Raw genomic sequence first — 24,605 nt, 5'->3', positions numbered from 1 at the left:
AAAAACAACAGGCTGGTTGCTTTTCCGGGCAACCAGCCTGTCTTATACTTTAAAGGATAACTTCCAACCATTAACTCAGACAACGATTTCGAATTCTCCGCTGTTGCCGCTCTGATAATAGCGCTTCAGATCATATGGCGAGAAAATGCCACAATCGGTCACGACACCGCTGATCAAACTGGGCGGTGTAATATCAAAGGACGGGTAATACCCTTTGACGCCAGCCATCGCCGTGCGTACTCCCATTGCCTGCAGCACGAATTCCGGGTCGCGCATCTCGATCTTGACCGTGCTGACATCGGGATGACCATAGTCCGGTGATCCGGTCACAAAATAGGGGATGCCCATATATTTGGCGACGATTGCAATCTGGAACGTCCCGATTTTGTTGGTGATATAGCCATCCTGGCAAATCACGTCCGCAGCGGAAGTGAACACATCGATTTTCTCATTCTGCATCACAAAGGCCGGCATATTGTCGGTGATGACTGTCACATCGAATCCCATATCTTTCGCCACACTGGCAGTCAGCCGGGCGCCCTGGAAATACGGGCGTGTTTCCGCGCAGAAGATACGCAGTTCATTGCCGCGTTTGCGGGCTTCTTTCAGCATCTGTCCGACGATCGTCTCACCAAAGCACTGCGTCAGGATTTTCCCATTGTGCGGGAACATGTCAACGAGATATTTTGCGATGATCCCGATTTTGTTATAGCGCGCGTTATTGGTTTCAATCGTGTAGCGTACGATGGCGTCGCTGACGTTTTCTCCGGCAGCCAGCGCTGTTTCTGCAGCACGGTAACAGCCTTTGACAATCGCATTCATGCGATCCACCGTGGTCGGACGGGCATGCGCGATGGTTTCCGCAGCCTGCAGCAGGTAGCGCTTCTGTTCTGCTTCGTTTTTGTCCCGGCATTCATACGCTGCCAGCGCCATCCCCATGGCTGCCGCGGTATATGGTCCGGCGCTTTGCGTGACCATGTCAGTGATGGCTTTGGTCACTTCTATATGATTCTTACAAACGACAAATTCCACTCTGGTCGGATAAATCCGGCGGTCTAAAATGCGGACTTGTCCGTTTTCATACCACGCCACATTCTCATAACGCAGCATGAAAGCCAGATCCTGATCGGCTCTTTCCATGTTTTTTCCCCTTTAAATGCGGTTTGATTTCAAGTTAAAAAAGACTGCCCAGCGTTTGCTGCAGGTCATAGCGCACGCGTTCCCGGTCGATGGTCAGGAACTCACCATGATCATACAACACGCAGCCGTCCACCATCGTCATCACAACGTCGGAGGCTTGCGCTGCATAGACCAGCAGGGAGGCAGAATCGTGATCGGGCATCAGATGCGGCGCGTCCAGGTTGATGGCGATCAGATCCGCTTTCATTTCATACCGGCTGCCAGACTGCCGCAGTCCGGACGGCCTTGTCCGGCTGCGCCGTTGCAGGTAGCCATGGACAGGAGGTCGCTGGTGCGCAGTAATGTCGGATCTTTTGTATAACCACAGTGAATCAGCGCTGCCAGATGCATTTCCTCTAACAGGTTCTGATTGTTGTTGCTGGCGTCGCCATCGGTACCCAGTGTGACACGGATACCGCGTTCCAGCATGGCTTTCATCGGCATAAATCCGCTACCGAGTTTCATATTGCTGGAAGGATTGTGCACGACAGTGACATCTTTTTCTTTCAACAGGTCCATATCTTCGGCTTCCACCACCACACAATGTGCGGCGATGGTGGGATTGTCAAAAACGCCCAGATCATAGAAGAAGCGCGCCGGCGTCTTCCCGTGGCGCTGTTTGCATTCCTCATGTTCTTTGATCGTCTCGGACAGGTGAATTTGCATCTGCGTATGATGATCCTTGCAGATCTGGCTGAACTCCTTAACGCTATCCACGGTTGAAGTGTACTCGGCATGGATAGCAAAATTGGCGAGCAATCGTCCGGATCCGGCGTTATTGTAACGGTCAAAGAAATCAAAGGATTCCTGTACTTTGGCTTCATGTACACTTTGATCCTCCCCGGGTACAGCCATAATCGGATATCCGAGATTCGCTTTCATACCGGATGACAGAACGTCATCGGCATAGTTGGAAGGGTGGTGATACATGTCCGAGAAACTGACGACACCGGAAGCAAGCATTTCCATCATAGCGATGCGCGCCCCCACGCTGGCATCCGCTTTGGTCATACGGCTTTCAATCGGCAGCATTTTTTCAAACAGCCATTTGTCCAGCGGAAGTCCGCTGCCCAGTCCTCTCAGCAGTGACATGGGTGTATGGGTGTGCATGTTATACAAACCCGGCAGCAGCAGACAGCCGCTCATATCCATGATCTGATCGAATTCACCTTGCGGACGTTCGAGCCCGATGGAAAGAATGCGGTCATTTTCAATAGCCAGATACGCATTTTTCAGAGGCGTCCAGTCATTGCCGCCGCACAGAATATCAGCATGTTGCAGTAAGCGTTTCAAATGGTCTCCTTAGATGCTTTGAACGATTCTTTTGATATAAGCACGGAAGAGAACAGCCACTTTCTGAGCAGTTTCTTCCACCTCATCACCACCGACCGGTTTATCCAGCACGCCGGCTGCCATGTTGGTCAGGACTGAAAATGCCAGCACCGGAATTCCGCAGTGTGCGGCGGTTAAGGATTCAGTGACAGTAGACATGCCGACGGCATCCGCACCCAACACACGCACAGCGCGGATTTCGGCTGGTGTTTCGAACTGTGGACCGCTGAAATAATAGTAAACGCCTTCATGGATGGTCAGTCCGCTGCCTGTTGCGCAATCCCAGGCGATTTTGCGCAGCGCAGGATCGTACATACTGCTGACGTCAAAAAAACGATTTCCAAATTCGGGCAGATTCTTCCCGCGCATCGGGGAAGCGCCCATCAGGTTGATATGATCCGTAATGATCATGATATCACCCGGGTGATACGATTTGTTGACTGCGCCGGCTGCATTCGTCAGGATCAAATGCTGGACACCGAGATTTTTAAAGAGACGAACCGGTACGGAAAGCTGTTCAAACGAATATCCCTCATAGTAGTGAAATCTGCCTGACATGCAGATTACGTTTTTACCGGCCAGTCTGCCCAGAATCAGTTTTCCTGCATGCGAAGGCGCCGTCGACACCAGAAAGTTCGGGATCTCGGCGTAAGGGATGATGACCGGATTTTCAATCTCGTCAGCCAGTCCACCCAGTGCGGTACCCAAAATAATGGCAAGTTCCGGCTGAAAGTCAATTTTGCTTTTGACGTAATCAGCGCTCTTTTGATAGTATGCAAAGTCGTGTTCCATGTGAATCTCCGTTTCAGCGAATTGCTGTGTCAAACCGCAATTCAGAATATTGTAGTGATTTAAAACAATAGAGAAAATTCATTGTTATGTCGGGTTTGTGCGATGTATAAAGCCAACATAACAACGAAGAATTCTCTCATTAATTCAAGTCATAGGGCATGACGACGGATTTGTGCAAAATTGTAAATGGCAAGGGCAAGAATGGTCGCCAGGTATGGCAGCGCCATGGTTAATTGGCTGCTGATCGATGAGTTCTGCAGCATGTTCGCCATGGACTGTGCAAATCCGAAAAAGGCGCTGCCAGCGACCACACCCAACGGATGCGCTGCACCTAACGTCGCTGCTGCCATGGCAATATATCCGCGGCCAGCGGTGATATTCTGTGCAAACATGGTCACGCCGCCCATGGTCAGCAAGCAGCCGCCGATACCGGAAAGCAGTCCAGAGAAGGCAACTGTTCCGATTTGCAGCCGATCGGCGTTGATGCCAAGACTTTGGGCGGCAACTTTGTTGATGCCAACAGAGCGCATGCGGAATCCGGTGACAGTTCTGAAAAGGAAAAAGTACAGAATAATCGCCAGAATAAATGCGAAAAAGTCCAGATACGTCAGTGAACCGAACATGGTCTGCAGAATCGGCCATTGCTTGAGCATGCTGACGTCAATTTTATGCAGCGGGACGAGGTCAGTACTGACGTAGGCTCCTTTGACCCCAAAGATGATCTGCATCAGAAACGTCGTCAATCCGGAGATCAGCATATTGATGGAGACGCCGACCACCAGCATCGCTCCTTTGAACTTCACCATGAAAATACCGGCGATCCAGGAGACGATCATTGCAGAAATCATCGCAGCTAAGAGGGAGATAAAGATACTGCCAGTGTAATAATTAGCCACAATGGCAGCAAAAGCGCCTGTCAGCATGGTGCCTTCCAGTCCGATGTTGAAGATGAAGACCCGATTGCAGAGTGCGGATCCCAGTCCGACAAAAAGAATCGGAGTCATCATTCGGATAGTCGAGTTGAAAACGACTGCGAGGTAATTTGCGTTGATGTTCATCGAAGGATCTCTCCTTTGGTTTCAGGGATCAATATATCACCGGATGAACCCCCATCTTTTGCGGGGGAGGCAAGCTTTCTGCTTCGGCGCCGGAACTGAATGGCAATGCGGGCTGAAATGAACAGAGTGATGCAGCCCTGGATGATGGTCGAGATTTCCAGCGGTACCGAAGTGGCGCGGGCAATCGCGGCGCCGCCAGTCGAGATGCCGGCCAGGATGATGCTCGTGAAGAAGATGCCAATCGGATTGTATCCAGAGATGAGCGCTGCATTCAGCCCGATCCATGCGTAGCTTGCTGAGACATAGGTGTTATGTGTGTAACGATAATTGACTCCCAGCACTTCGATGACTCCAGCCAGGCCACAGATGACTCCACTGAGTGTCAGCATTCCGTACATGATTTTTTTGCTGTTGATTCCGCCGTAATCGCAGAAATGAATGTTGAATCCACTCATTCTGGATTCATAACCGAATACGGTCCGGTTCATCATGAACCAGACGAGAATAACAAGCAAAACGGCAATGCCAAAGCCCCAATGCAGCTTCTGCCCTTCCACGATTCGAGGCAAACGAATACTTTCATCAATCATCTGTGTCTGAACCAGTTTTGCGTCGCCTGTCGTATCCAGGAAAACATTCTGTACAAAGTGCATTGCAATATAGGCTCCGGCATAATTCAGCATCAGCGTGGAGATGGCGAGGGACATCTTGAATTTGTCCAGCAGCCAGGCTGAGAACAGGGAGTACAGACCGCTGCCGATCAGTGAAAAAATGATGGCGCAGGTCAATTTGAGCCACTGCGGACCAGGGAAGTGGAATCCGATTACCGCGCACAGAAAACCGCCCATAATCATCTGCCCTTCGCCTCCGATACCCATGTAGTTCGAGCTCCAGCAGATGGCCGCACCGAGACCGGTGATAATAATCGGCGTGGCGCGCGTCAGTGTTGTCAACAGATAATATTCACTGCCAAATGCGCCTTTGACCATAATCTTATAGATATTGAACGGAGACTCTCCCGTGACAATAATTGCAATCGCCCCGACAACCAACGCCAGAAATATAGCAATGAAAGGTTGACTGATCGGAGCCAGGAAATGAGATATTTTTCTAAGTGTGCCGGAGTTCATAATTTTTTGCTCCCCACCATCAGCAATCCAAGCTCTTCTTCGCTCACATTGCCGCGTTTAAATTCGCCGTTAATCTTTCCTTCATAGATCACATAGATACGGTCGGAAAGTTTCAGGATTTCAGATAATTCGCTGGAAACCAGCAACACAGCCGCACCTTCGGATCGTTTTTCAACCAGGCAGTCGTGGACAAACTGGATTGCGCCGATGTCGATGCCGCGCGTTGGTTCACAGGCTATCAGGATCGGCGTATTTTGACGAATCTCTCTGGCGACGATCAGTTTCTGTGCATTTCCTCCGGAAAGCGAACTGGTTTTCTGTGCAATGCTGTCCGCTTTGACACTGAATTCTTTAACGAGTTTACCGGCGAATTCCCGAATCGTCCGGATATTGAGGAATCCTTTTTTTGAAAACGACGGTTTCTCATAATGTCCCATGATCGCAGTTTCAGCTATGCTTGCCTGTGCTGCCGATCCCCAAATAAAGCGGTCTTCGGGGATCATCGCCATTCCAGAATGGCGTACTTCTTTGACCGGACAGTTGAATACATTTTTACCATTAACCAGAATCTGCCCGCTGTCCGCTTTTTGGAGGCCAAAAATGCATTGTACCAGATCGGACTGTCCGTTACCGGAAACACCGGCAATGCCGACAATTTCGCCGGCGTTTACGTGAATGGAAATGTGATCCAGGATCGGGACAGCCCCATCTCTGGTCAGGCACAAGTCGGTGATGCGTAAAATGTCTTTACCAGGGGAAATTTCGGGAATTTCTGTCTCAACCAGATGGCGTCCGACCATCAGAAAGGAGAGTTCTTCGATACTGGTATCCGCAATATTCCGATATGCGACGTGTTTTCCCAGGCGCATCACCATGGCGCGATCAGCAACCTCCATGACTTCATTCAGTTTGTGTGTGACGATAATGATGCTCTTGCCCGCTTCCGCCAGTCGTTTCATGGTATTTAACAGTTCATGTACTTCTTGCGGTGTTAAGACGGCTGTCGGTTCATCAAAAACGATAATATCTGCATTTTGATAAAGCACTTTTAGGATTTCTACTCGCTGCCGCAATCCGACCGGCATGCCTTGAATTTTTGTGGTCGGATTTAACGGCAAGTCAAATTTACGAGAGAGCTCTGAAATAGTCTGATTCGCTTTTTTTAGATCAAAAAACAATCCTTTTTTTGGCTCTTTGCCATACACAATATTTTCGGTCACGGTAAAGGGATCAAACAGCATAAAGTGCTGCTGAACCATGCCGATTCCATTAGCGATAGCTTGTGCGGCGTTGTGAATTTGAATTTTTTTCTCATTGAGGTAAATATCGCCTTTGTCCGGATGTTCCAGCCCATAGAGAACTTTCATCAGTGTGGTTTTGCCCGCGCCATTTTCTCCGATGACGGCAAGAATTTCACCCCGGTTCAGATGCAAACTGACGTTGTCATTGGCTATGAGACTGCCATAACATTTGACGATATTTTCCATGCGTAGAATGACATCATTGGATTGATTTCGCATGTAGTATTAGGCTCCGGTTGTTATTTCTTGGATAGTAAAGAAGGATCGAAATATGAAATTATCGCTGTCTGCGAAAAAGAGCATCCTTTTTCCAGATTTCTTTTTCTCGTAAACAGCGGTAATTATTTTCATATTTGAAACAGGGGACAACTGTTTCCGGTCATCCCCTGTTATAAGAACCTCTTATTGTTTCATGTACTCTTCTTCGAGCGGAACTTCAATGACCAGTTTTCCGGAAATGATGGCATCTGCTGCTTCACGTGCTTTTGCAACAATGGCATCGGTCAGAACTGCAGTGTTGCGAGGATTGACACCGTCATCGGTGATATAGGTCGCGCCAACCACACCCTCTTTCAGCCCGAGGGAAACGACACCAGGCTGAATACCGGTTGCAAAGAATTCATCAATAATCATACCCGCAACAATTCCGGTGTATTTCACCTGGGTGGTGATGATGTTCGGATTGTCGGGGGATGTGCGATCAAAATCCTGTCCGGATGTGTAGAAGCCTTTTTCAAGCGCTGCTTCAAAGGTACCGAAATCAGCTACTGCAGAAGCGGCATTGATAAAGACACAACCCTGGGCAGCTTGCTGCAACGCCAGTTCTTTGGCAGTCGGGGCATCGGTATAGGATTTAGTATAGTTAAAAATGAAATCATCGTTGGTTACTTTCGGATTAATCGATTTGATTCCTTCCATGTAACCATAACGCCATTCAAAGGAGCCCTGTCCGGGATTCGCATGTACACCGCCGAAAGGACCTTCCGGTTTGCCGGCATCCGCGCTGACCATGGCGGCAACGATACCGATCAAATAGGCTGCTTCCTGTGGCTTGAAAATGTAGGATTTGACGTTCGGGTTATCGCAGACTGTATCGATGATAACGTATTGTGCTTTGTCCGGGAATTGTGTCGCAACTTCATTCAAAGGATCCGCACCTTGCCAGCCAACGACGAGAATCAGATCATAACCTTCTTCGACAGAGGCGCGAATGTTTTCTGCCCATGCAGTGTCATCCGCACATTCGATGACAGAATAATCCATCGGGTAGGTTCCGGCTGCTTTAACTTCAGCAAATTTGTCCACAACCTGGGTCAGGAATGGATTGACGCCGACTGGATCCAGAATGATGGCGACTTTTTTAACGTCATCCGCAGCAGAGGCAATGCTGGTCAATAACATTGTGCATACCAATACGCACAATAGCAATACAAACGATTTCTTCATATTTATTCTCCTTCGAAGATTTCAATAATTGATATGGAATCAGTTGAAGATATTCCACATTTCGCAAAATTCCTAAAGAAGCGCTGTACTATAAATAACAATATTGGTCTACTTAATTTGATCGCCTTTGTGAAGCAACAAATCAAATTATACTAAGAAACTGGAAAAACCCCAATTAGTTGTTGATATGGGTCTGCGATTCAAATTTCCATAATCAAGGGAAAAACTGCAATTCGAACTATGGGCCATCTTTTTGAATAGAGAAAGAAAATTCCGCTATAACAATTCTTTTTTTTCATATTTCGAATCGCTGCTTTTATAAATCGCTGATTGACAGGAATCAATTCGATCAACTATAATTAAATTCATACAATTTAAATTTCATTGATTGAAAATAACAGTATTTTCCGCACGCGAAAAATATTAATTTCCAGGATTCTTTATGTCTCAGAAAAGTTTTTTAAACGGTTTCAGCTTTCTGTTTGGATTCATTTAGAATTCAAAACACAGAAAGATAACTTTTTTGTCATTAACAAGGAGTAAAAAAGATGAAAAAATTATTTGCTGTTTTTATGGTGACCATCGTATTCCTCACATTGTCAGCAACTGTAATTGCCGCTGATGCGCCGTTATACGTTGTCATCAACAAAAGTGCTGATCAGCAGTACTTTATCGATTTGCAGAACGCTTTTGTAGCAAAAACCGAGGAGTTAGGTGGAACTGCAAAGAAGTTCGATGCGAAATTGGATCCTGCGCTCGGTGTATCCCTGATCGATGATGCCATTTCAGCCGGAGCAAAAGGAATTGCAATTACAGTCCCGGATCAGACTATTGGACCGGCAATTGCCAAAGCCGCAAAAGATGCGGGTGTCGTTCTGATTGCCACCGATGATAGTATCGTGGATGAAGCCGGCGCACCGGTTCCTTTCGTCGGATTCGACGGCAAGGACATGGGCAAGAAAGTCGGTGAAGCCGCTGGTAAGCTGTTGACAGAAGCTGGCTGGCTGAATGATTCAGCCAAGAAAGTGGGTGTTTTATCCGTTGAAGTTCAAACACTATCCGTATGTAATGACCGAACAGACAATGAGAAGGAACAAATTAAATTGGTTGGCGTTACCGACGATCAGATTTTCTCAGTTCCCTACACTGGTGAAACGCTCTCCTCACAAGATGCAGCAGGACCGATCATTACCGCTCATCCCGAGATTACGAACTGGGTAGTCTTCGGCTGCAATGATGAAGGTGTTCTGGGTACATTGAACGCTTTGGCAACTGCCGGCGCAAAACCGGACGACATAATCGGTGTCGGATTGGGCGCTTATGAAGCCTGTAAACCATGGGCTGCCGGACAACCGAGCGGCTGGAAAGCCAGTCTGTTCATCTCCGGATTGGATGTCGGCAATACTGCAGCACAGGTACTGCATGATGCAGTCGTCAATGGCGTTGTTCCGCCGGAAAAATCCTTTGCTCCAACCTCCATTGTAGATCCAACAAATTATAAAGATTTAATGGATGCCATTTCCGTGGGCAACTGCTCGAAATAATTTAATGATTATATTCAGGCGGATAGCGTAAGCTGTCCGCCTGAAAATTTGTTTACGGACTAATCCGCAGTAGACAACAGTTATTTGTAATTTGGAAAAGCCTTTTGGAAAAAAAGAGAGAAAATGACCATGTGTTAATTTGCGCTGAGCGCAATATCAATACAATAACATAAAATTCTTCTTATATTTCGAATCGCTTACAGGACAAGTGTTATGACTTATGTGACAAACTCAGACCTAAATCAAGTATCAGCCAAGCTCTCAGAAAATCAAAAACCACCCGGAACCCTTGAAATTCGCAATATCTGTAAAGCATTTCCGAACGTTATTGCATTAAAGAACGTTTCTTTAGACATCCGTCCAGGAGAAGTGCTGGCTTTTGTCGGAGAAAATGGCGCTGGAAAATCCACCTTGCTGAAAATCCTGAATGGAGACTATCAACCGGATTCCGGCACGATTTCAATGGATGGACAGCAGCTTTCATTCGCAAATCCGCTGGAAGCACACAAAGCCGGTGTTCGCGTTATCTATCAAGAGCCGGAAATCATCCCGGGTGTGGATGTAGCGGAGAATATCTGGGTAGGCGAATTACCAAAAAGATTTGGATTCCTCGATCGAAAAAAATTAAATGAACAAGTTGAAAAAAGTCTGGCTGAATATGGTTTCTCGAATGTTTTGCCGATTCATCTGATGGGAGACCAGCTTTCAGCCGCTCAGCGCCAGATTGTTGAAATTATGCGGATATTAAAAACTGGCGTAAAAGTTTTAGCGCTCGACGAACCCACATCTTCCCTTTCCGATGAAGAAGTAGATCGACTGTTTACCCTCGTTCGCAAATTTCGCGATGATGGTATTGCAATTATTTACGTTTCCCATCGCATTAAGGAGATCTTACGCCTGTGTGACCGGGTAGCTATTCTTCGCGATGGAGAATTAGTCGCTGTTCGACCGGCAGAAGAACTGACAGACCGCGATATCGTTCATTTGATGGTGGGACGCGATCTTTCAGATGTTTTTAAACGCAATCCGGCAATGGGTGCGCAGGAAGTTTTGCGCGTTGAAAATCTGTACAGCAACTGGCACCAGAATATCAATTTTCACATTCAGGCAGGAGAAGTTGTCGGTTTTGCCGGCCTCGTTGGAGCAGGCCGAACGGAATTAGCAAAGGTCATTTTCGGTGATCTGAAGAAAAACAGCGGGAGAGTCCTGATTGAAGGAAAAGAAGTATCGATCCGTAATGCGAATGACGCAATTTCTAAAGGGATCGGTCTGGCACCGGAAGATCGCAAGCGCGAAGGACTGATTTTAATGCGAAGTGTTCTGGAGAATGCCTCAATGGCGATCATCAAACAGCTCACTCGGATGCATTTTGTCAACCGTAAAAAAGAACGATCTATTGCAATGGATTTTATAGAAAAATTGAATGTTCGTACCCCTTCTCTCAAGCAGGAAGTCGGAAAACTTTCCGGTGGAAACCAGCAGAAAGTTGTCCTCGCCCGCTGGCTGGCGGCAAAGCCGAAATTGCTGATATTAGATGAACCAACCCGCGGAATTGATGTCGGAGCAAAAGCAGAAATTTACCATTTGATTGATGACCTCGCAAATCAAGGGCTGGGAATCATGTTTATCAGCTCTGAGCTTCCCGAAATCCTTGGTCTTTCTGACCGTATTTATGTGATGCAAAACGGTAAAATCACCGGTGAACTAATCGGAAAGGAAGCGACTGAAGAATCCATTCTGGAATTGGCAATGGCAGATCAGATGTCTGATGAAAAAAATACAAATCCTTCAACGACTCCACAGGAGGAATCTCCCCTATGATTACCCATGTACAAACATATGATAAAAATTCTTTAGAGAAAAAAGGTTTTCTAAATCGCGTTATTAATTTTATTGGTACGGATAATTTAACATTATTTCTTGCCTGGATTGTTCTGGTCTTTCTGATCAGTGTTGTCAGTACATGGTTTGGACTTTCGGGAGGATCGAAATTCTTTACCTGGCAGAATCTGATGAACAGTCTGGCTCAGGCAGTTGTAATTGTTGGACTATTAGCTGTCGGTGAAACGGTTGTCATTGTGGCGGGAGGATTGGATATTTCCGTCGGTTCTGTTGCGTCCTGCGGATCAGTAGTCGCCGCATCGGTACTTGTCGGTATCGGCACAGTGGGCTCACTGCACATTTTCCCGACTGGCAATACACTGGTTGCCATCCTCGCCGGAATGCTGGCCGGCATGATCGCCGGATTGTTGAATGGTCTGGTGGTTACGAAACTGCATGTCAATGCAACCATTGCAACACTCGGCGCCCTGGCAGCTTTTGCAGGAATTGCTTTTCTGCTGGCGCCGGATGGGAAACCGATCGGTGTGGTTACACAACCCGGTTTCACCTGGCTGGCTCAGGGACGTCTGCTTCAGAATATGTCAATTCCTGCATTAAACGGTTCCAAGTGGACCGGAATTCCTGTCCTGACCGTAATTTTAGTTTTTGTGACAATTATCATGCATATTGTCATGCGCTATACGGATTTTGGTCGTGCGATTTATGCCATAGGCGGCAATGCGACAGCAGCAAGACTGGCCGGTATCAATGTATCCCGAGTAAAAATCGGGATGTTCATGATTTCCGGTTCAATTGCAGGTTTGGCGGGTGTTTTACTGGCTGCGCGTACCACTTCAGGCAATCCCATTAACGGACAGAACCTGGAACTGCAGGCAATTACTGCTGTTTATCTGGGAGGCGCATCCACCAGTGGTGGTAAAGGAACAATTTTTGGCACCTTTTTAGCGGTAATCATGGTCGGAACACTCAATAACGGGATGAATCTGCTTGGATTCAATACCTTTGCTCAGAAAGTTGCTTTGGGTTTGCTATTGATTGCAGCCGTGGCAATCAGTCAATTCCGACAGTCACAGGCTGAAAAAGCACGCAAATAAACAGTCAGACGAGATATTCTTCAAGGGAGTACGCCCATGGATAACCTGGAACGATTCCGCAAAGTAATTCAATGGGAACCAGTTGATCGGATCCTGACCTATGATTATCTGGATAGCACTGCAATTCTGCGGACATTTGGCGGTTACGATGATTCGAAGTCATATTCCTTTGAGGAACTGGTTGAATTAAACGCGAAAGCCTGGCATCATATCGGCGTGGATGTGACTCGCTCCATCCACGATCCGGTTAATCATTGGATGGGCGGAAAAATCACAAACTGGATTCGTTTTTTTGGTGTCAACCCGGATGATTGGGCGGTCACACAGGGCGGAAATACTGCCTGGATTTCAAAACGTCCCTTTCAGACGCTCTCTGAGCTTGAAAAAAATATGCCGAAAAAACCGGTTTATGAAGAAGTCCGTGACTGGTTTCAACCCCATGTTCGTTTTGTCCAGGAGGTTTATGCGCAGTTTGATGTAGCCTATATCGGTTGTGTGGAAGGTCCGATAACAGACGCATATACCTATATGGATATGGAATTGTTTTCGCTGGCGATTTATGATGCTCCGGAACTGGTTTCGCACATAATGGACTGCACCGGTCTTTTTTCTGCCTACATTGCCCGTGCCTTTTCGGAAGTAACGCAAGTACCGCTTTTATTTATGGGAGAAGACATCGCCAGTAAAAACGGACCGATATTCAATCCTCAGTTTGTCAGAGAGGAAGGGCTTCCGCGCTGGCGATGGATTCTGGATCCGATCCGCGAAAAGGGGATGAAATTTCTTTTTCATACAGATGGCAGATATGGCAAATTTCTTCCGCTCATTCTGAATGAGCTGGGCGCGGATGGACTGAATCCGATTGAACGGAATGATTGTAATGATATTTTCGAAATCCATCGGGATTATCCGCACACGCTGCTTTTTGGTAATGTCTGCTGTATGCATACGCTGCCGCATGGGACACCGGGCGATGTGGAGGATGAGACACTCGAGCTGATTGAAAAAATAGGCCCGGATGCTGCAATTCTGATCGGTTCATCGAGTGAGGTCCATGATGCAATTCCGGTTGAGAATGCAACAATCATGTATCAGACAGTGCATCAACATGGGCAATTTCCGATCGATATTGACAGGATTCGGTCAAGACGAATGGAGTTACGGAAAAACCATTTGCTGAAGCTCCGTGCAGACATGGAACTTTAATCGCATTGATCTTGCGATTCGAATAATGAGAGAAATTATTTGTTGTTGTATTGTTTTTGTGCGAAGCACAAAAACAATACAACAACAAATTTTCTCCTGTAACTCAAAAAGATTTTTCAAATTTTGAATCAATTAAAAAATATGAAACCACGCGACCGAGTGCTTACAGCGCTACATCATGAAATACCCGACCGCTGCCCGATGCAGATTTCCTTTACGCCGGAATTTGCTGAACGTCTGGAAAAAGAGCTGGACCTTGAAGACGGGAAAATACATAATCCGCATGGCGGAGGAAATACTTACAAACTGGAACGAATGATCGGAGAAGATTTGCTGCTGACCTCGGTCGGATGGGCAAATTCTTATTATCAGGGCGCAGAAAACTATGTAGACGAATGGGGTGTCGGATGGCATGGCACAAAGTATCACACACCATTTGGTTCCGGGGTTTATACGGAAATTGTCGGGCACCCGCTTGCAGAAGATGATGCGATTTTCACCTATCAGCCGCCGGATCCAAATCGGCCTGAATTGTATGCAGGGGCATCAGAATTGCTGAAGTCTTTCCAAACGGATTATTACATCGTAGGTGTCACCGTGACAACGATTTTCGAGACAGCCTGGGCGCTGCGCGGACTGGAAAGACTGCTTTCGGATTTTGTACAGAATCCGGATTTGGCAGATCTGATTTTGGATATACCCTATCAATATCACTTAACAGCGGCGAAGCAACTAACTCGCATGGGTGTCGACATGATCTGGACTGGTGACGATATGGGGACACAGCACAGCATGATGATTTCACCCCGCATGTGGAGACGTTTTTTCAAGGACCGCATGGCGAATTTCATTTCCGAATTAAAAGTCATCAACCCACAGGTGAAAGTGGCATATCATTCGGATGGAAATATTGTTCCGATCATTCCGGAATTAATCGAAATCGGTGTAGATGTTTTAAATCCTGTTCAACCGAAAAGTATTGATCCGGAAAAACTGAAGAAAGAGTTTGGAGATCACCTCTGTTTTTGGGGATCCATCGATGAACAGTATACATTGCCATTCGGTTCGCCGGAGGAAGTCCGCGACGAAGTACTGCAGCGCCTGCAGACGCTCGGGAAAGGAGGGGGATTAATCATTGGACCGACCCACCATGTCCAGTTGGATACTCCTCTCGAAAATTTTTGGGCGCTTGTCAACACAATTCAACAGACTCGCTATTCAGATCTCCAAGGAAGCTGAATTATCAATAAACGTAGCTGTATTTCAATTTCTTTCAATAGGAATACAACTACGTTTTCATTTATGCCAAATCCGACAAGTTATCTGTTAAAGATATCTCCCAAATTTTTTTACGGTTTCATACATCGCCAGCAGGTTTTCAACCGGTACCTTTGATTGGACATTATGAATCGGATTAAACACATATCCGCCGCCTTTACCAAAGATCTCGATATTTCTTTGAACCTGCTGCCTCACTTCTTCTGCCGTTCCAAAAGGCAGTACCCGCTGTGTGTCGATTCCACCGCCCCAAAAAGTAATTTGATCACCAAAACGGTTTTTCAATTCCTGAGGATCCATATTTACCGCAGAAATCTGGACGGGGTTGAGGATATCAAATCCGGCTTCAATAATGTCAGGTATCAATGGCATGATTGATCCGCAGGTATGGATAAATGTTTTCCAGGTGGTATGGGTGTGAATCCAATGATTAATTTCAATCATGAAAGGTTTGTACATGGAACGAAAAGCTTTTGGAGAGATAAAGCAATTGTTTTGTGCTCCAAAATCAGTTCCGCTGACCCATGCAACGGACGGCAGATTTCCAACTGCTGCAAATATTTTCGGCAGATTTTCCAGCGCAATTTCACACTGACGTTCAAAAACGGCATATACATATTCTTTTCGGGTAACCGTGCTGATGTACCATTCTTCCATATCACGGATCCCTTTGGGATGTTTCAGTGTCGGACCGGGAACCAGTGCGATATCACCGAATGCCATTCCCCCCAACCCCAGCACCAGTGCTTTGTCGGTATTTTTGTAAGCATCTTCAGCAGCTTTTTTGAGGTAAGCCAGTTCATCTTCAGGTATCAGCTGAAATTCTTCCGTGTTATCTGCCGGATCCAGTAGTTCTTCAACCAATGGATTTTGTCGGACAACAGAATCAAAATAATAACCGCCTTTGGGCATTACGGCACAAGGTGGCGCAGATCGATCTCCCTGCGGATATTGATAAATCTTTTCCGTCTGATCGGGTTCTGTGTTAAACAATTCCGGAACCAGCACAGGTGTACCGTCAAAAGTGGTCCATGGTTTCCAGCCTTCGTTTCGAAAACCAAAAAAATTGGTCGATCCGCCGACGCTGATACAGTCAACTCCCAACAATTCCTGCAGATCTGGCTTAATTTCGCCCAGCATCTGGAAAGGTTCAATCACTTTTACCGGTGTACCGGGAGGATCGAGTTTTAATGCCTGTCGCAATGCATAAACGGTTGATACCTGCATGCCTGTCTGCCCGCATCCGCCCAAATCAAGCGGAATCCGGTCAGCTTCCTGATGTCTCAATGCTATGGAGATTCTTTCCCTCGAGTTCATTGTTTGCCTCACTTTTCCATCCTGCAATCAATTGTAATTCTGATTCTTGCATCAACCAAAATGCTGATTTTTGTCTGCCAGTATTTTATAAATCCAATCACAATTTCGAATCGATGGTCTTTATCCGCTCAGCAATTCCTATGAAAATAGAATTCAATTTTCATGATCGGATGTGTAATTTCTTTCATCGGCTGTTCGAAATATGAAAAGAATTCATTGTTGTAGTGTTGTTTTTGCGCGAAGCGTAAAAACAACACTACAACAAGCTTTCTCTTTTTTTCATAAGGCTTTATCAAATTTCGAATGACTGTTATCCGCTTTCCCTGGGGAGGATGATGTAGTAAACGTGGTAGTAATTATCTGTTCGGATAATTTCATAAGCGGAATTCAATCCGGCAGAAATTTCCGGTAATATCGCTTCTGAGTCAAATAAATAGACTGCGTCTTTCTCCAATTCTTCTCCACGTATGATTCGCTCCAGCAGTTCATCACGCTCTTCTTTTGTTTTTTCCCAGAAACGGTTGAGATGTACGGGAGCGGAGAACATCATATTGGTTTTCAAATGGTGATCGCCTATCCATCCTGCCAGTTGCAGATCGCGGTTTTCGCCGATAACGATGACTTTCGAATAATTCTGAGCAATGTGCGTCCAAATTTCTGCGATATACGGCTTTTCATAGCGTTGATGGAAATACGTATATTTTTCTTTCAATGCCGGTGCCATATCGCAAATTTGAATAATCAGCAAAACAAACAGAACGATATTTTTCCGCTTTTTGAAGAATCTGAAAACTCCGATGATTACTGTTAAGAACCAAAGATAATAGACGACCGTGAAAAAACGGCCACTGGAGCGAAATATATTGAACATTGAAACGACACGATCAGGAAGCGGGTAGGCTGCAATGACAGTTTGATTCCAGGTGATTCGGTTACTCAGGGCAAATAATAATAACAACAGGCAAGTTATTAAGAGTATAAAATACTTGCTTGTCAGAATTTTTGCTTTTTGCCAAAGGGCTGCTCGTTGATGCGGTGAAAAAGCCGCAAGACTGATCACGCGGAGAAACAGAATCATGGAGAACAGAAGGATTCCTGCTCCCAGATAATACAAACCATCTTCCTGTCCCTCTTCCTGAGGTTGTTTCGGCAGCAGCGCTGACCATTGTTCCATCCCTTTGGCAGTTGGATTGTAAATTTGATTCAGATTCAATGAATAAAAACCGAATCCTCCTGCAGGTTTGACCTGATCGTTTTCGAACAGACCAATGGCAGATCCGGAGGCAAAGGTGATCAGCAGAATAAGAAGAAAAGAAAAGCAAATCTTTTTGCGGATGCAGTTTCCTTCAGAGTGATCGATTAGAAGGCTGAGAAAAGCAGCACAAAAAATGACAAATACCATGACGAACAAATACGGATGAATCCCGATCGCCAGCAGATTCAATATACCAAAACCGCCAATCCAGCGCCAGTCGTGATTCCGGACACTTTTAATATAGAGAAATAATGCAAAAAGAATCAGCCAATGGGAAGCAAGCGCTGTGTGTCGAAAAGCCCGTTCGATCATGCAGGAGGAAAACAGGAATATTGCAGTTCCCAATAATGCTGGAACTTTTTCTTTGGTGAACAGACGTAGCAGTAAAGCAGCGGCAGCCCCTTGCAGCGCAAAGCTGAGCAACGTATAAAGACCGAAAAATTGAAAATGTTCAGGCAGCCAGGCGGAAATCGCTTTAAAAAAGATGGACACAATCGGGATGGAATCCGTATAGGAAATATTTGCGCCGTAAGGATATCCCATATTCAAAGCCAATCCTAAAGGCCATGTCCATGGTGAATCCCTGAAAAACATCCATCCGGCATAATGCTGCAGAATATCAGATTCGATCACGCCCTGAAAAATCCAGCCAGATCCGGTTACTCTGAGCGGTTCGACACCGTAAATTGCCAGAAAGACGAGGATGCCCAGCAAAAAACCAAAAAATGGAACAGAGAATCCTTCCATTCGTGATGAGAAACGCGGCTTTATTAATCTCATAGGGTTCTATCAGCAGTCAATCCTTTAGAAAATCAGTCTGATTCCGTATTCCGTTCTTTAATGATCCCCAGCCGATATGCCTGCAGCAGTACTTTTAGTTCTTCTGTACGTGCTTTTATTTCAAAACCGGAATCGGTGTCAGCCACTGTTAATCGCTCTGCAGGAGTTTCAAAAACCATTTCCTGTGAAAGGATATCGCTGTTCTTTTTAATGGCATTCATTGTTCCTGAAAACGGTTCATGGGAAGCAATCCGCATTCCATGGGAATCATAAATCAAGGTATATCCTGCAATACCCGTTTTTGCCTGATAAGCTCTGCAAAAACCACCGTCAATGACGATAATTTTCCCTCCGCCTTTAATAGGGGATTCCCCGCCTTTAACATTTACGGGAACATGCCCGTTGATGATATGGCCGGTTTCCCAGTTCAGATTGAATTCATCGAATAATTTTCTGCAGATTTCAGGATTTTCGATTTGACTGTAATATGGATTATCTTTTTCAATCCAGGCTGTTGTGTCATCAATAAAAAGTCTTTCAAAAGTTGTAATGCGGTCTCTCCCAAACAGAGGAGAGTTTCTACCGCACCATAAGAACCACAAAAAATCTTCACCGTCCATTTTTTCCTGGGTGTCTTCCTGCGCGTAATATCCCAGACGTGCCATTTTATCAGCATAATCGAAAAATGCTTTACCGGCATAAGATTTTCCTTGTGAAATAAATGGCTGAAAAGTGCCGTCCTCATCCATTGGAATGCAGCCATGAAAAAGCAGGTTGTTGTTGACCAGAAGATAGATCGATCCGGCTGCATATAAAAATCGAATCTGCCGCTGCAGTTTGTAACTGCTCCTGAAGGACAGTACAAGCTGCTCCATTACTTGTTGTTCCTGTGGCGTCAGCAAATAAGGATCCTCGGGATTCATCGCAGGAAAATCGCGGATATCCAATGGATAATCCTTATCACCGATCTGGATGGTCCCTTTTGTATAATCAATTTTGTTTAATAACAACCGGTCAGCCATGTGATATTCCGGGTGCCTTCGGATGATTTGTCCTTCCAGTTTGAATTGAATCATGCTGACAGCCTGATACATTTTTGACAATAGGGCTGTATCCTGCGATTTCATACTTCCTGTTGGTTGCTTCAGACTGAACCGTTTGGAGTACTTATAGTTTTCCTGAGCAAATAACGCTAACGGCCTGAGATTGATTCCATATGCAGTTTCAAGACAATCGAGATTCCCGTATTTGATGGAGTTATTTAAAACAACAGCGATGCAAGCCATGGAACCGGAAGCTGCACCCATCCACAAAACATCATGGTTTCCCCATTGGATATCGACAGCGTGATGCTGTGACAGCATATCGATGATGATATCCGGGCGGGAGCCCCTGTCGAATAAATCGCCCACAATATGCAGCCTGTCCACAATAAGCCGTTTTGCGACTGATGCCAGAGCAACGATAAATTCATCCGCATTACCGATATCAACGATTGTGTCAATGATGCTTTCGTAATACTCTTCGCGAGCAGTTTTTTCTGCGTTGATCAGCTCATCAATTACAAAATCAAAATCAGCCGGTAGTGATTTTCTGACTCTTGATCGCGAATATTTGGAGGAAATCAGATGGCACAGATCGATGAGTCGATGGAGTGTAATTTTGTACCATTCATCCATATCCGGCAGATCCGATTCTTTTATCTCCTTAAGTTTTTCTTCCGGATAATAAATCAGCGTTGAGAATTGTGCTCGCTCGCTGGATGTCAGTATGTTACTGAACAGTTTATCAACTTTCTGTCGGATTTCTCCAGACGCGTTATTGATAATATGTGTAAATGCTTCATGTTCACCATGTATATCACTGAGAAAATGTTCCGTTCCTTTTGGAAGCTGCATAATTGCCTGCAGATTGATAATTTCTGTAGACGCATCATGAATCGTAGGATAGTTTTCTGAAAGCAGGGAAAGATATTTAATATCAAATTGGTCTTTTACTTCCATTTCTCGGACGATTTCCTTTATTCCATGAATTATTTAATTTAAAGACATCCACTCAGGTCGTGTATATTTCTCAATGGCAGGATGTGAATCCTGTAATTGATATCCGCTATGTAAAAATTTCGCGATATAACGCATTTTTCCTGAATCCAAATAAAAATGAATGACTTCTTTTGAATTGTACTTGATGATACCGGTTTCTGATCACGATCAGTAATTCGATATATGAAAAGAATTCTTTGTAGTTCTTATGGTTTTGCGCTTCGCGCAAAACCATAAGACAACAAACTTTCTTGACTGATTCAAAAATTTAATTCAAATTTCGAATTGCTGTATTTCAAATTGTTGCATTTTGGTCGTCATAGACATGTATAATTAGGGCATGATTGAAAATACTCCTCATGTCCCTATTACAATCGGAATTGCCGGAGGAACTGGATCCGGAAAAACAACTTTCTCCCAAGAGCTTGTGGCAAGGCTGAAAACAGACCGGATCGTTTATCTGTCGCATGATTCCTATTACAAAGATCTAAGTCATTTGCCGCTTGAAGAGCGCATTAAACAAAATTTCGATCATCCGGATTCTCTGGAAACTGATCTGTTAGTCAAACACATTCTCGATTTGAAAGCCGGGAAAAGTGTTGATATTCCAGTATATAGTTTTGTGACGCATACCCGAACAGCGGAAGTGATCCACATCATGCCACAGCCGGTAATACTGGTGGAGGGAATTCTGATTTTTGCGATCAAAGAGCTGCGCGAAATTATGGACGTGAAGATTTTTGTGGATACGGATGCAGATATCCGTTTTATGCGCCGCTTGAAACGGGATATTGAAAATCGCGGCAGAACAATCGAATCGGTCTACAACCAATACCTGCAGGAAGTTCGCCCGATGCATGATGCATTTGTTGAACCGTCCAAACGCTATGCGGATGTCATCGTGCCGAGAGGCGGCAAAAATACGATCGCGTTGGACATGGTTGCCGCGCGAATACGCTCCTATCTGATTTAAAGGTAGGGAATTCAGAAATCCGACATTGATTTCAAGATCCCCCAAATAGCCCATGAATCAACCGTAATTCGAAAATTGGATCAGCTCTTTGAACAAGTATTCGCTTATTTCTCAAAAAACTTTTCCAAATTTCGAATAACTATGTCGAATCGCCGCTGAATCGGGGGATCACTTTTTGTAAAATGTCCCCTTCAACGGGAGTGATGTCCGAAATTTTCCGTCAAGGCGATAATAGGCATGCGCACAGGCAGGCGCTACCGGTATCAGACACAACTCACCGATACCTTTCGCCCCGAATGTATAAAGTGGTTCAAGGTTTTCAGCTTTGACCAGCTTTACCTCAATCTCTGGGACTTCTGTCGAGCGCAGTAAACCTAAGGTGCCATATCTGACTTGCGGCCAACCATCCTTCATTGGAAAATCTTCGGTCAGCGCCAGTCCTAAACCCATAACAGTTCCACCCTCAATCTGACCTTCAATCGCCTGCAGGTTGACTGGAGTACCGGCATCATAGGCTGTTGTCACTTTTTGAACTTTTCCCTGTTCATCCAAAATTACCACAACGGTTCCGTAACTGTACGCGACATGGCTTACCGGATTCTGTTTGGAAGATCCCATCGGATCAGTAACCGGAACAAATTCGCCAAAGAATTCTTGTCCCTCTAAATCCTGCAAGGTCTTACCGGTTTCCAGCTCATTTTGCAGCAACAGCGCTGCACGTTTTACTGCCTCGCCAGTCAGAAGCGTCTGGCGGGAAGCCGTACTGGTCCCGGCATCAGGTGTTCGGCTGGTATCAGCTCGCTCATGAACCATTAACTCCGGATTAATTTTTGTAACTTGATAAACGATCTGAGTGCACATCGTACCGACACCCTGCCCCATACAAGCCGCAGAAGTACGGATATGAATTTTTCCGTTTTCAACGGATAGGATGCAACGTCCCGCATCCTCTACACCGACACCTAAACCGCTGTTCTTAAAACCGCAGGCAATACCGGCATACGGATGCGATTCGAATTCTTCTTTAACAGCAAGTATGCTTTCAACAAGTGCCGTATTTGCGTCAGCAATTTGTCCATTAGGCAATACCTCTCCAGGACGGATCGCATTTCGCATGCGCATTTCCCAGGGTGAAATGCCAACTTTTTCTGCCAGGAGATTCAGATTGTTTTCGATTGCAAAACAGCTCTGCGTAACACCAAAACCCCGGAAAGCGCCGGCGACTACATTATTGGTATAGACTGCAATTCCGGTTATATCCACATTCTGATAATGATAAGGGCCGCCGGCATGAGTGCATGCCCGCTGCAGAACCGGTCCTCCCAATGATGCATAAGCTCCGGTATCGGCGATTATCACCGCTTTTAATGCAGTCAAATTGCCGTTTTTATCACAGGCAGTAGTGAATTCCAGCTCCATTGCATGCCGTTTGACATGATAGTTAATACTTTCCTGTCGTGAAAATTTCACTTTTACCGGTTTCTTGGTGAACCAGGCCATCAGCGCTGCGTGATGTTGAACAGACATATCCTCTTTCCCGCCAAATCCTCCGCCAACCAGTTTTGAAACGCAATGAACTTTTTCAGCCGGAATTTTCAACATACGGGAAATCTCATGTTGTTCATCATATACAGATTGTGAAGCGGTAAAAACCAGCAATCCATCATCCCCTTCTGGCGCTGCTATGGCACATTCCGGTTCCATAAATGCATGTTCGCCGAAAGGTGTGGAATAGGTTTGCGTCACGACATAATCGGATTCGGCGATGGCTTTCTCTGAATCACCTCTTTTCAAATGTTCCTGACTTAAAATATTTCCTTCTTCATGGATCCTTGGAGCGTCCGGTTTCATCGCTTCTTTGGGGTCGGTAATCGGTATCAGTTCTGTATATTCAACTTCGATCAGTTGAATGATCTCATCCAGACTTTCCTGATGGTTTGCAGCGACAAGTGCGAGTGCATCGCCGATATATCGGGTTGTTTTTCCTACCGGTATCATCACATCCCAGTCTTGTTTGACGTGTCCGCAAATATTGTTTGGAACATCCGCTGCAGTCAAAATTTTGACACAATCCGGATGCGCTTGCGCCTTGGAAATGTCAATGGAACGTATCACAGCTCGAGGATATCTGGTACGCAAGGCTTTTGCATAGATCATATCCGGCAGGATGATATCATCCACAAATTCGCCTGTTCCCAGGATCTTCTCAGCTGCATCAACTCTTTTAAATCGATGGCTCAAAGATCCATCGATTTCTTTTTGAGGAATCGGCAAATCTTCGCGGAAAAATTTTGCAGCGTTTCGAATGGCTTCCTCAATTTTCACATATCCGGTACAGCGGCAAATGTTCCCTTTTAGTGCAGCCTTAATCTCTTCACGGGATGGCTCAAGATTTGTATCCAGCAAACTCTTTGCAGCGATAATCATTCCAGGCGTGCAATAACCGCATTGAACAGCCCCCGCTTCTGCGAAACAGTGTGTATAGACTTCTTTTTCCCTTTCCGAAAGCCCATCGACCGTGATCACTGATTTTCCATCCAAAGAGGAAAGCTTAATCAGGCATGATTTCGTTTTCTTGCCGTCCACCAATACGGTACAAGCTCCACATGCGCCCTCGCTGCAGCCATCTTTCACCGAAGTCAGTCTCAGATCATCGCGCAGAAACGGAAGCAATTTTTTCTGAGAATTTGTTTCTATTTTTTTCCCATTAACATAAAAAGTAATCATGTTTGCACGCTCCGAAAACAACAAATTTGGATAATCTTTCCTTTTTCGATACCATTCCTGTTTTGGCATCCTCGCAGAACCGATAATTCCGAAAAGTCCTGTCTTTCTATTAAGTAAGAAGATTTGCTGTTATAGATCAATCATATTGAAAAGTTTTCGAGCTGTCAACGCAACAGATTGATGTGAATAAAGCACATTTTTACCGAAATTCTGTCGAGAATCAGCTTCATCTCAGTGTGTTTTCTCCATTGTATTATAAAAATTGATGATATTTGTCAGACAATTAAAGGAAATATTCCATGTCAGACA

At 45.4% G+C, this 24,605-nt stretch carries 18 protein-coding genes; 6 read left to right on the top strand and 12 right to left on the bottom strand.

Going from position 1 to position 24,605, the window contains the following annotated elements:
* Positions 1–75: 75 nt before the first annotated feature.
* The 8 genes from ATC1_RS03225 to ATC1_RS03190 all read right to left on the bottom strand — a co-directional run bounded on the left by ATC1_RS03225 (position 76) and on the right by ATC1_RS03190 (position 8,238).
* The gene (locus ATC1_RS03225; protein WP_062278336.1) at positions 76–1,140 is read right to left on the bottom strand and encodes a s-methyl-5-thioribose-1-phosphate isomerase; all 1,065 of its coding nucleotides are present in this window, start codon (positions 1,138–1,140) and stop codon (positions 76–78) included.
* A gap of 34 nt (positions 1,141–1,174) precedes the next feature.
* Positions 1,175–1,387 carry a hypothetical protein gene (locus ATC1_RS03220; protein ID WP_062278335.1) on the bottom strand — a complete coding sequence of 71 codons (213 nt, stop codon included), beginning with the start codon at positions 1,385–1,387 and terminating at the stop codon, positions 1,175–1,177.
* Positions 1,384–2,472, bottom strand: a complete 1,089-nt coding sequence (locus ATC1_RS03215) for an amidohydrolase (RefSeq protein ID WP_062278333.1) — start codon at positions 2,470–2,472, stop codon at positions 1,384–1,386. Before ATC1_RS03215 ends, ATC1_RS03220 begins: the two co-directional genes overlap by 4 nt.
* A 9-nt stretch (positions 2,473–2,481) precedes the next feature.
* Positions 2,482–3,303: a purine-nucleoside phosphorylase gene (locus ATC1_RS03210; RefSeq protein WP_062278332.1), complete on the bottom strand. Its 822-nt coding sequence runs from the start codon at positions 3,301–3,303 to the stop codon at positions 2,482–2,484.
* A gap of 149 nt (positions 3,304–3,452) precedes the next feature.
* A complete protein-coding gene (locus ATC1_RS03205) occupies positions 3,453–4,361 on the bottom strand; it encodes an ABC transporter permease (protein WP_062278330.1) in 909 nt (302 codons plus the stop codon).
* Positions 4,358–5,491 carry an ABC transporter permease gene (locus ATC1_RS03200; RefSeq protein WP_062278329.1) on the bottom strand — a complete coding sequence of 378 codons (1,134 nt, stop codon included), beginning with the start codon at positions 5,489–5,491 and terminating at the stop codon, positions 4,358–4,360. Before ATC1_RS03200 ends, ATC1_RS03205 begins: the two co-directional genes overlap by 4 nt.
* Complete coding sequence (locus ATC1_RS03195) at positions 5,488–7,011, bottom strand: ABC transporter ATP-binding protein (protein ID WP_062278327.1); 1,524 nt, start codon at positions 7,009–7,011, stop codon at positions 5,488–5,490. The genes ATC1_RS03200 and ATC1_RS03195 overlap by 4 nt, the downstream gene beginning before the upstream one ends.
* A gap of 183 nt (positions 7,012–7,194) precedes the next feature.
* Positions 7,195–8,238: a BMP family ABC transporter substrate-binding protein gene (locus tag ATC1_RS03190; protein ID WP_062278325.1), complete on the bottom strand. Its 1,044-nt coding sequence runs from the start codon at positions 8,236–8,238 to the stop codon at positions 7,195–7,197.
* A gap of 548 nt (positions 8,239–8,786) precedes the next feature.
* On the opposite strand from ATC1_RS03190, the gene ATC1_RS03185 reads away from it, so the two are divergent.
* The 5 genes from ATC1_RS03185 (at position 8,787) to ATC1_RS03165 (ending at position 15,163) form a co-directional block, all read left to right on the top strand.
* Positions 8,787–9,782: an arabinose ABC transporter substrate-binding protein gene (locus tag ATC1_RS03185; protein ID WP_062278324.1), complete on the top strand. Its 996-nt coding sequence runs from the start codon at positions 8,787–8,789 to the stop codon at positions 9,780–9,782.
* Between the two features lie 213 nt (positions 9,783–9,995).
* A complete protein-coding gene (locus tag ATC1_RS03180) occupies positions 9,996–11,603 on the top strand; it encodes a sugar ABC transporter ATP-binding protein (RefSeq protein ID WP_082174637.1) in 1,608 nt (535 codons plus the stop codon).
* Positions 11,600–12,718 carry an ABC transporter permease gene (locus ATC1_RS03175; protein WP_062278322.1) on the top strand — a complete coding sequence of 373 codons (1,119 nt, stop codon included), beginning with the start codon at positions 11,600–11,602 and terminating at the stop codon, positions 12,716–12,718. The genes ATC1_RS03180 and ATC1_RS03175 overlap by 4 nt, the downstream gene beginning before the upstream one ends.
* 36 nt (positions 12,719–12,754) lie before the next feature.
* The gene (locus tag ATC1_RS03170; RefSeq protein ID WP_062278320.1) at positions 12,755–13,924 is read left to right on the top strand and encodes a uroporphyrinogen decarboxylase family protein; all 1,170 of its coding nucleotides are present in this window, start codon (positions 12,755–12,757) and stop codon (positions 13,922–13,924) included.
* 141 nt (positions 13,925–14,065) lie between these two features.
* The gene (locus tag ATC1_RS03165; protein ID WP_082174636.1) at positions 14,066–15,163 is read left to right on the top strand and encodes a uroporphyrinogen decarboxylase family protein; all 1,098 of its coding nucleotides are present in this window, start codon (positions 14,066–14,068) and stop codon (positions 15,161–15,163) included.
* 87 nt (positions 15,164–15,250) lie between these two features.
* On the opposite strand, the gene ATC1_RS03160 is transcribed toward ATC1_RS03165, so the two are convergent.
* The 3 genes from ATC1_RS03160 to ATC1_RS03145 form a co-directional block, all read right to left on the bottom strand.
* A complete protein-coding gene (locus ATC1_RS03160; protein ID WP_062278316.1) occupies positions 15,251–16,519 on the bottom strand; it encodes a uroporphyrinogen decarboxylase family protein in 1,269 nt (422 codons plus the stop codon).
* A gap of 310 nt (positions 16,520–16,829) precedes the next feature.
* On the bottom strand, positions 16,830–18,554 hold the full coding sequence (locus ATC1_RS03150) for a DUF6311 domain-containing protein (RefSeq protein WP_152024209.1): 1,725 nt from the start codon (positions 18,552–18,554) through the stop codon (positions 16,830–16,832).
* Between the two features lie 32 nt (positions 18,555–18,586).
* Positions 18,587–20,557, bottom strand: a complete 1,971-nt coding sequence (locus ATC1_RS03145; RefSeq protein ID WP_062278311.1) for a fructose-bisphosphatase class III — start codon at positions 20,555–20,557, stop codon at positions 18,587–18,589.
* Between the two features lie 379 nt (positions 20,558–20,936).
* Here ATC1_RS03145 and udk point away from each other — a divergent pair, with 379 nt between their 5' ends.
* On the top strand, positions 20,937–21,569 hold the full coding sequence (gene udk, locus ATC1_RS03140; protein WP_062278310.1) for a uridine kinase: 633 nt from the start codon (positions 20,937–20,939) through the stop codon (positions 21,567–21,569).
* A gap of 168 nt (positions 21,570–21,737) precedes the next feature.
* Here udk and xdh read toward each other — a convergent pair whose 3' ends face one another.
* Positions 21,738–24,296: a selenium-dependent xanthine dehydrogenase gene (gene xdh / locus ATC1_RS03135; RefSeq protein ID WP_062278975.1), complete on the bottom strand. Its 2,559-nt coding sequence runs from the start codon at positions 24,294–24,296 to the stop codon at positions 21,738–21,740.
* Positions 24,297–24,605 lie beyond the last annotated feature (309 nt).

Origin of the sequence: Flexilinea flocculi, from assembly GCF_001192795.1 — a bacterium.
In the GTDB taxonomy this organism is placed as follows: Bacteria; Chloroflexota; Anaerolineae; order Anaerolineales; family Anaerolineaceae; genus Flexilinea; species Flexilinea flocculi.
This window is presented reverse-complemented; position numbering and strand designations above follow the sequence as displayed.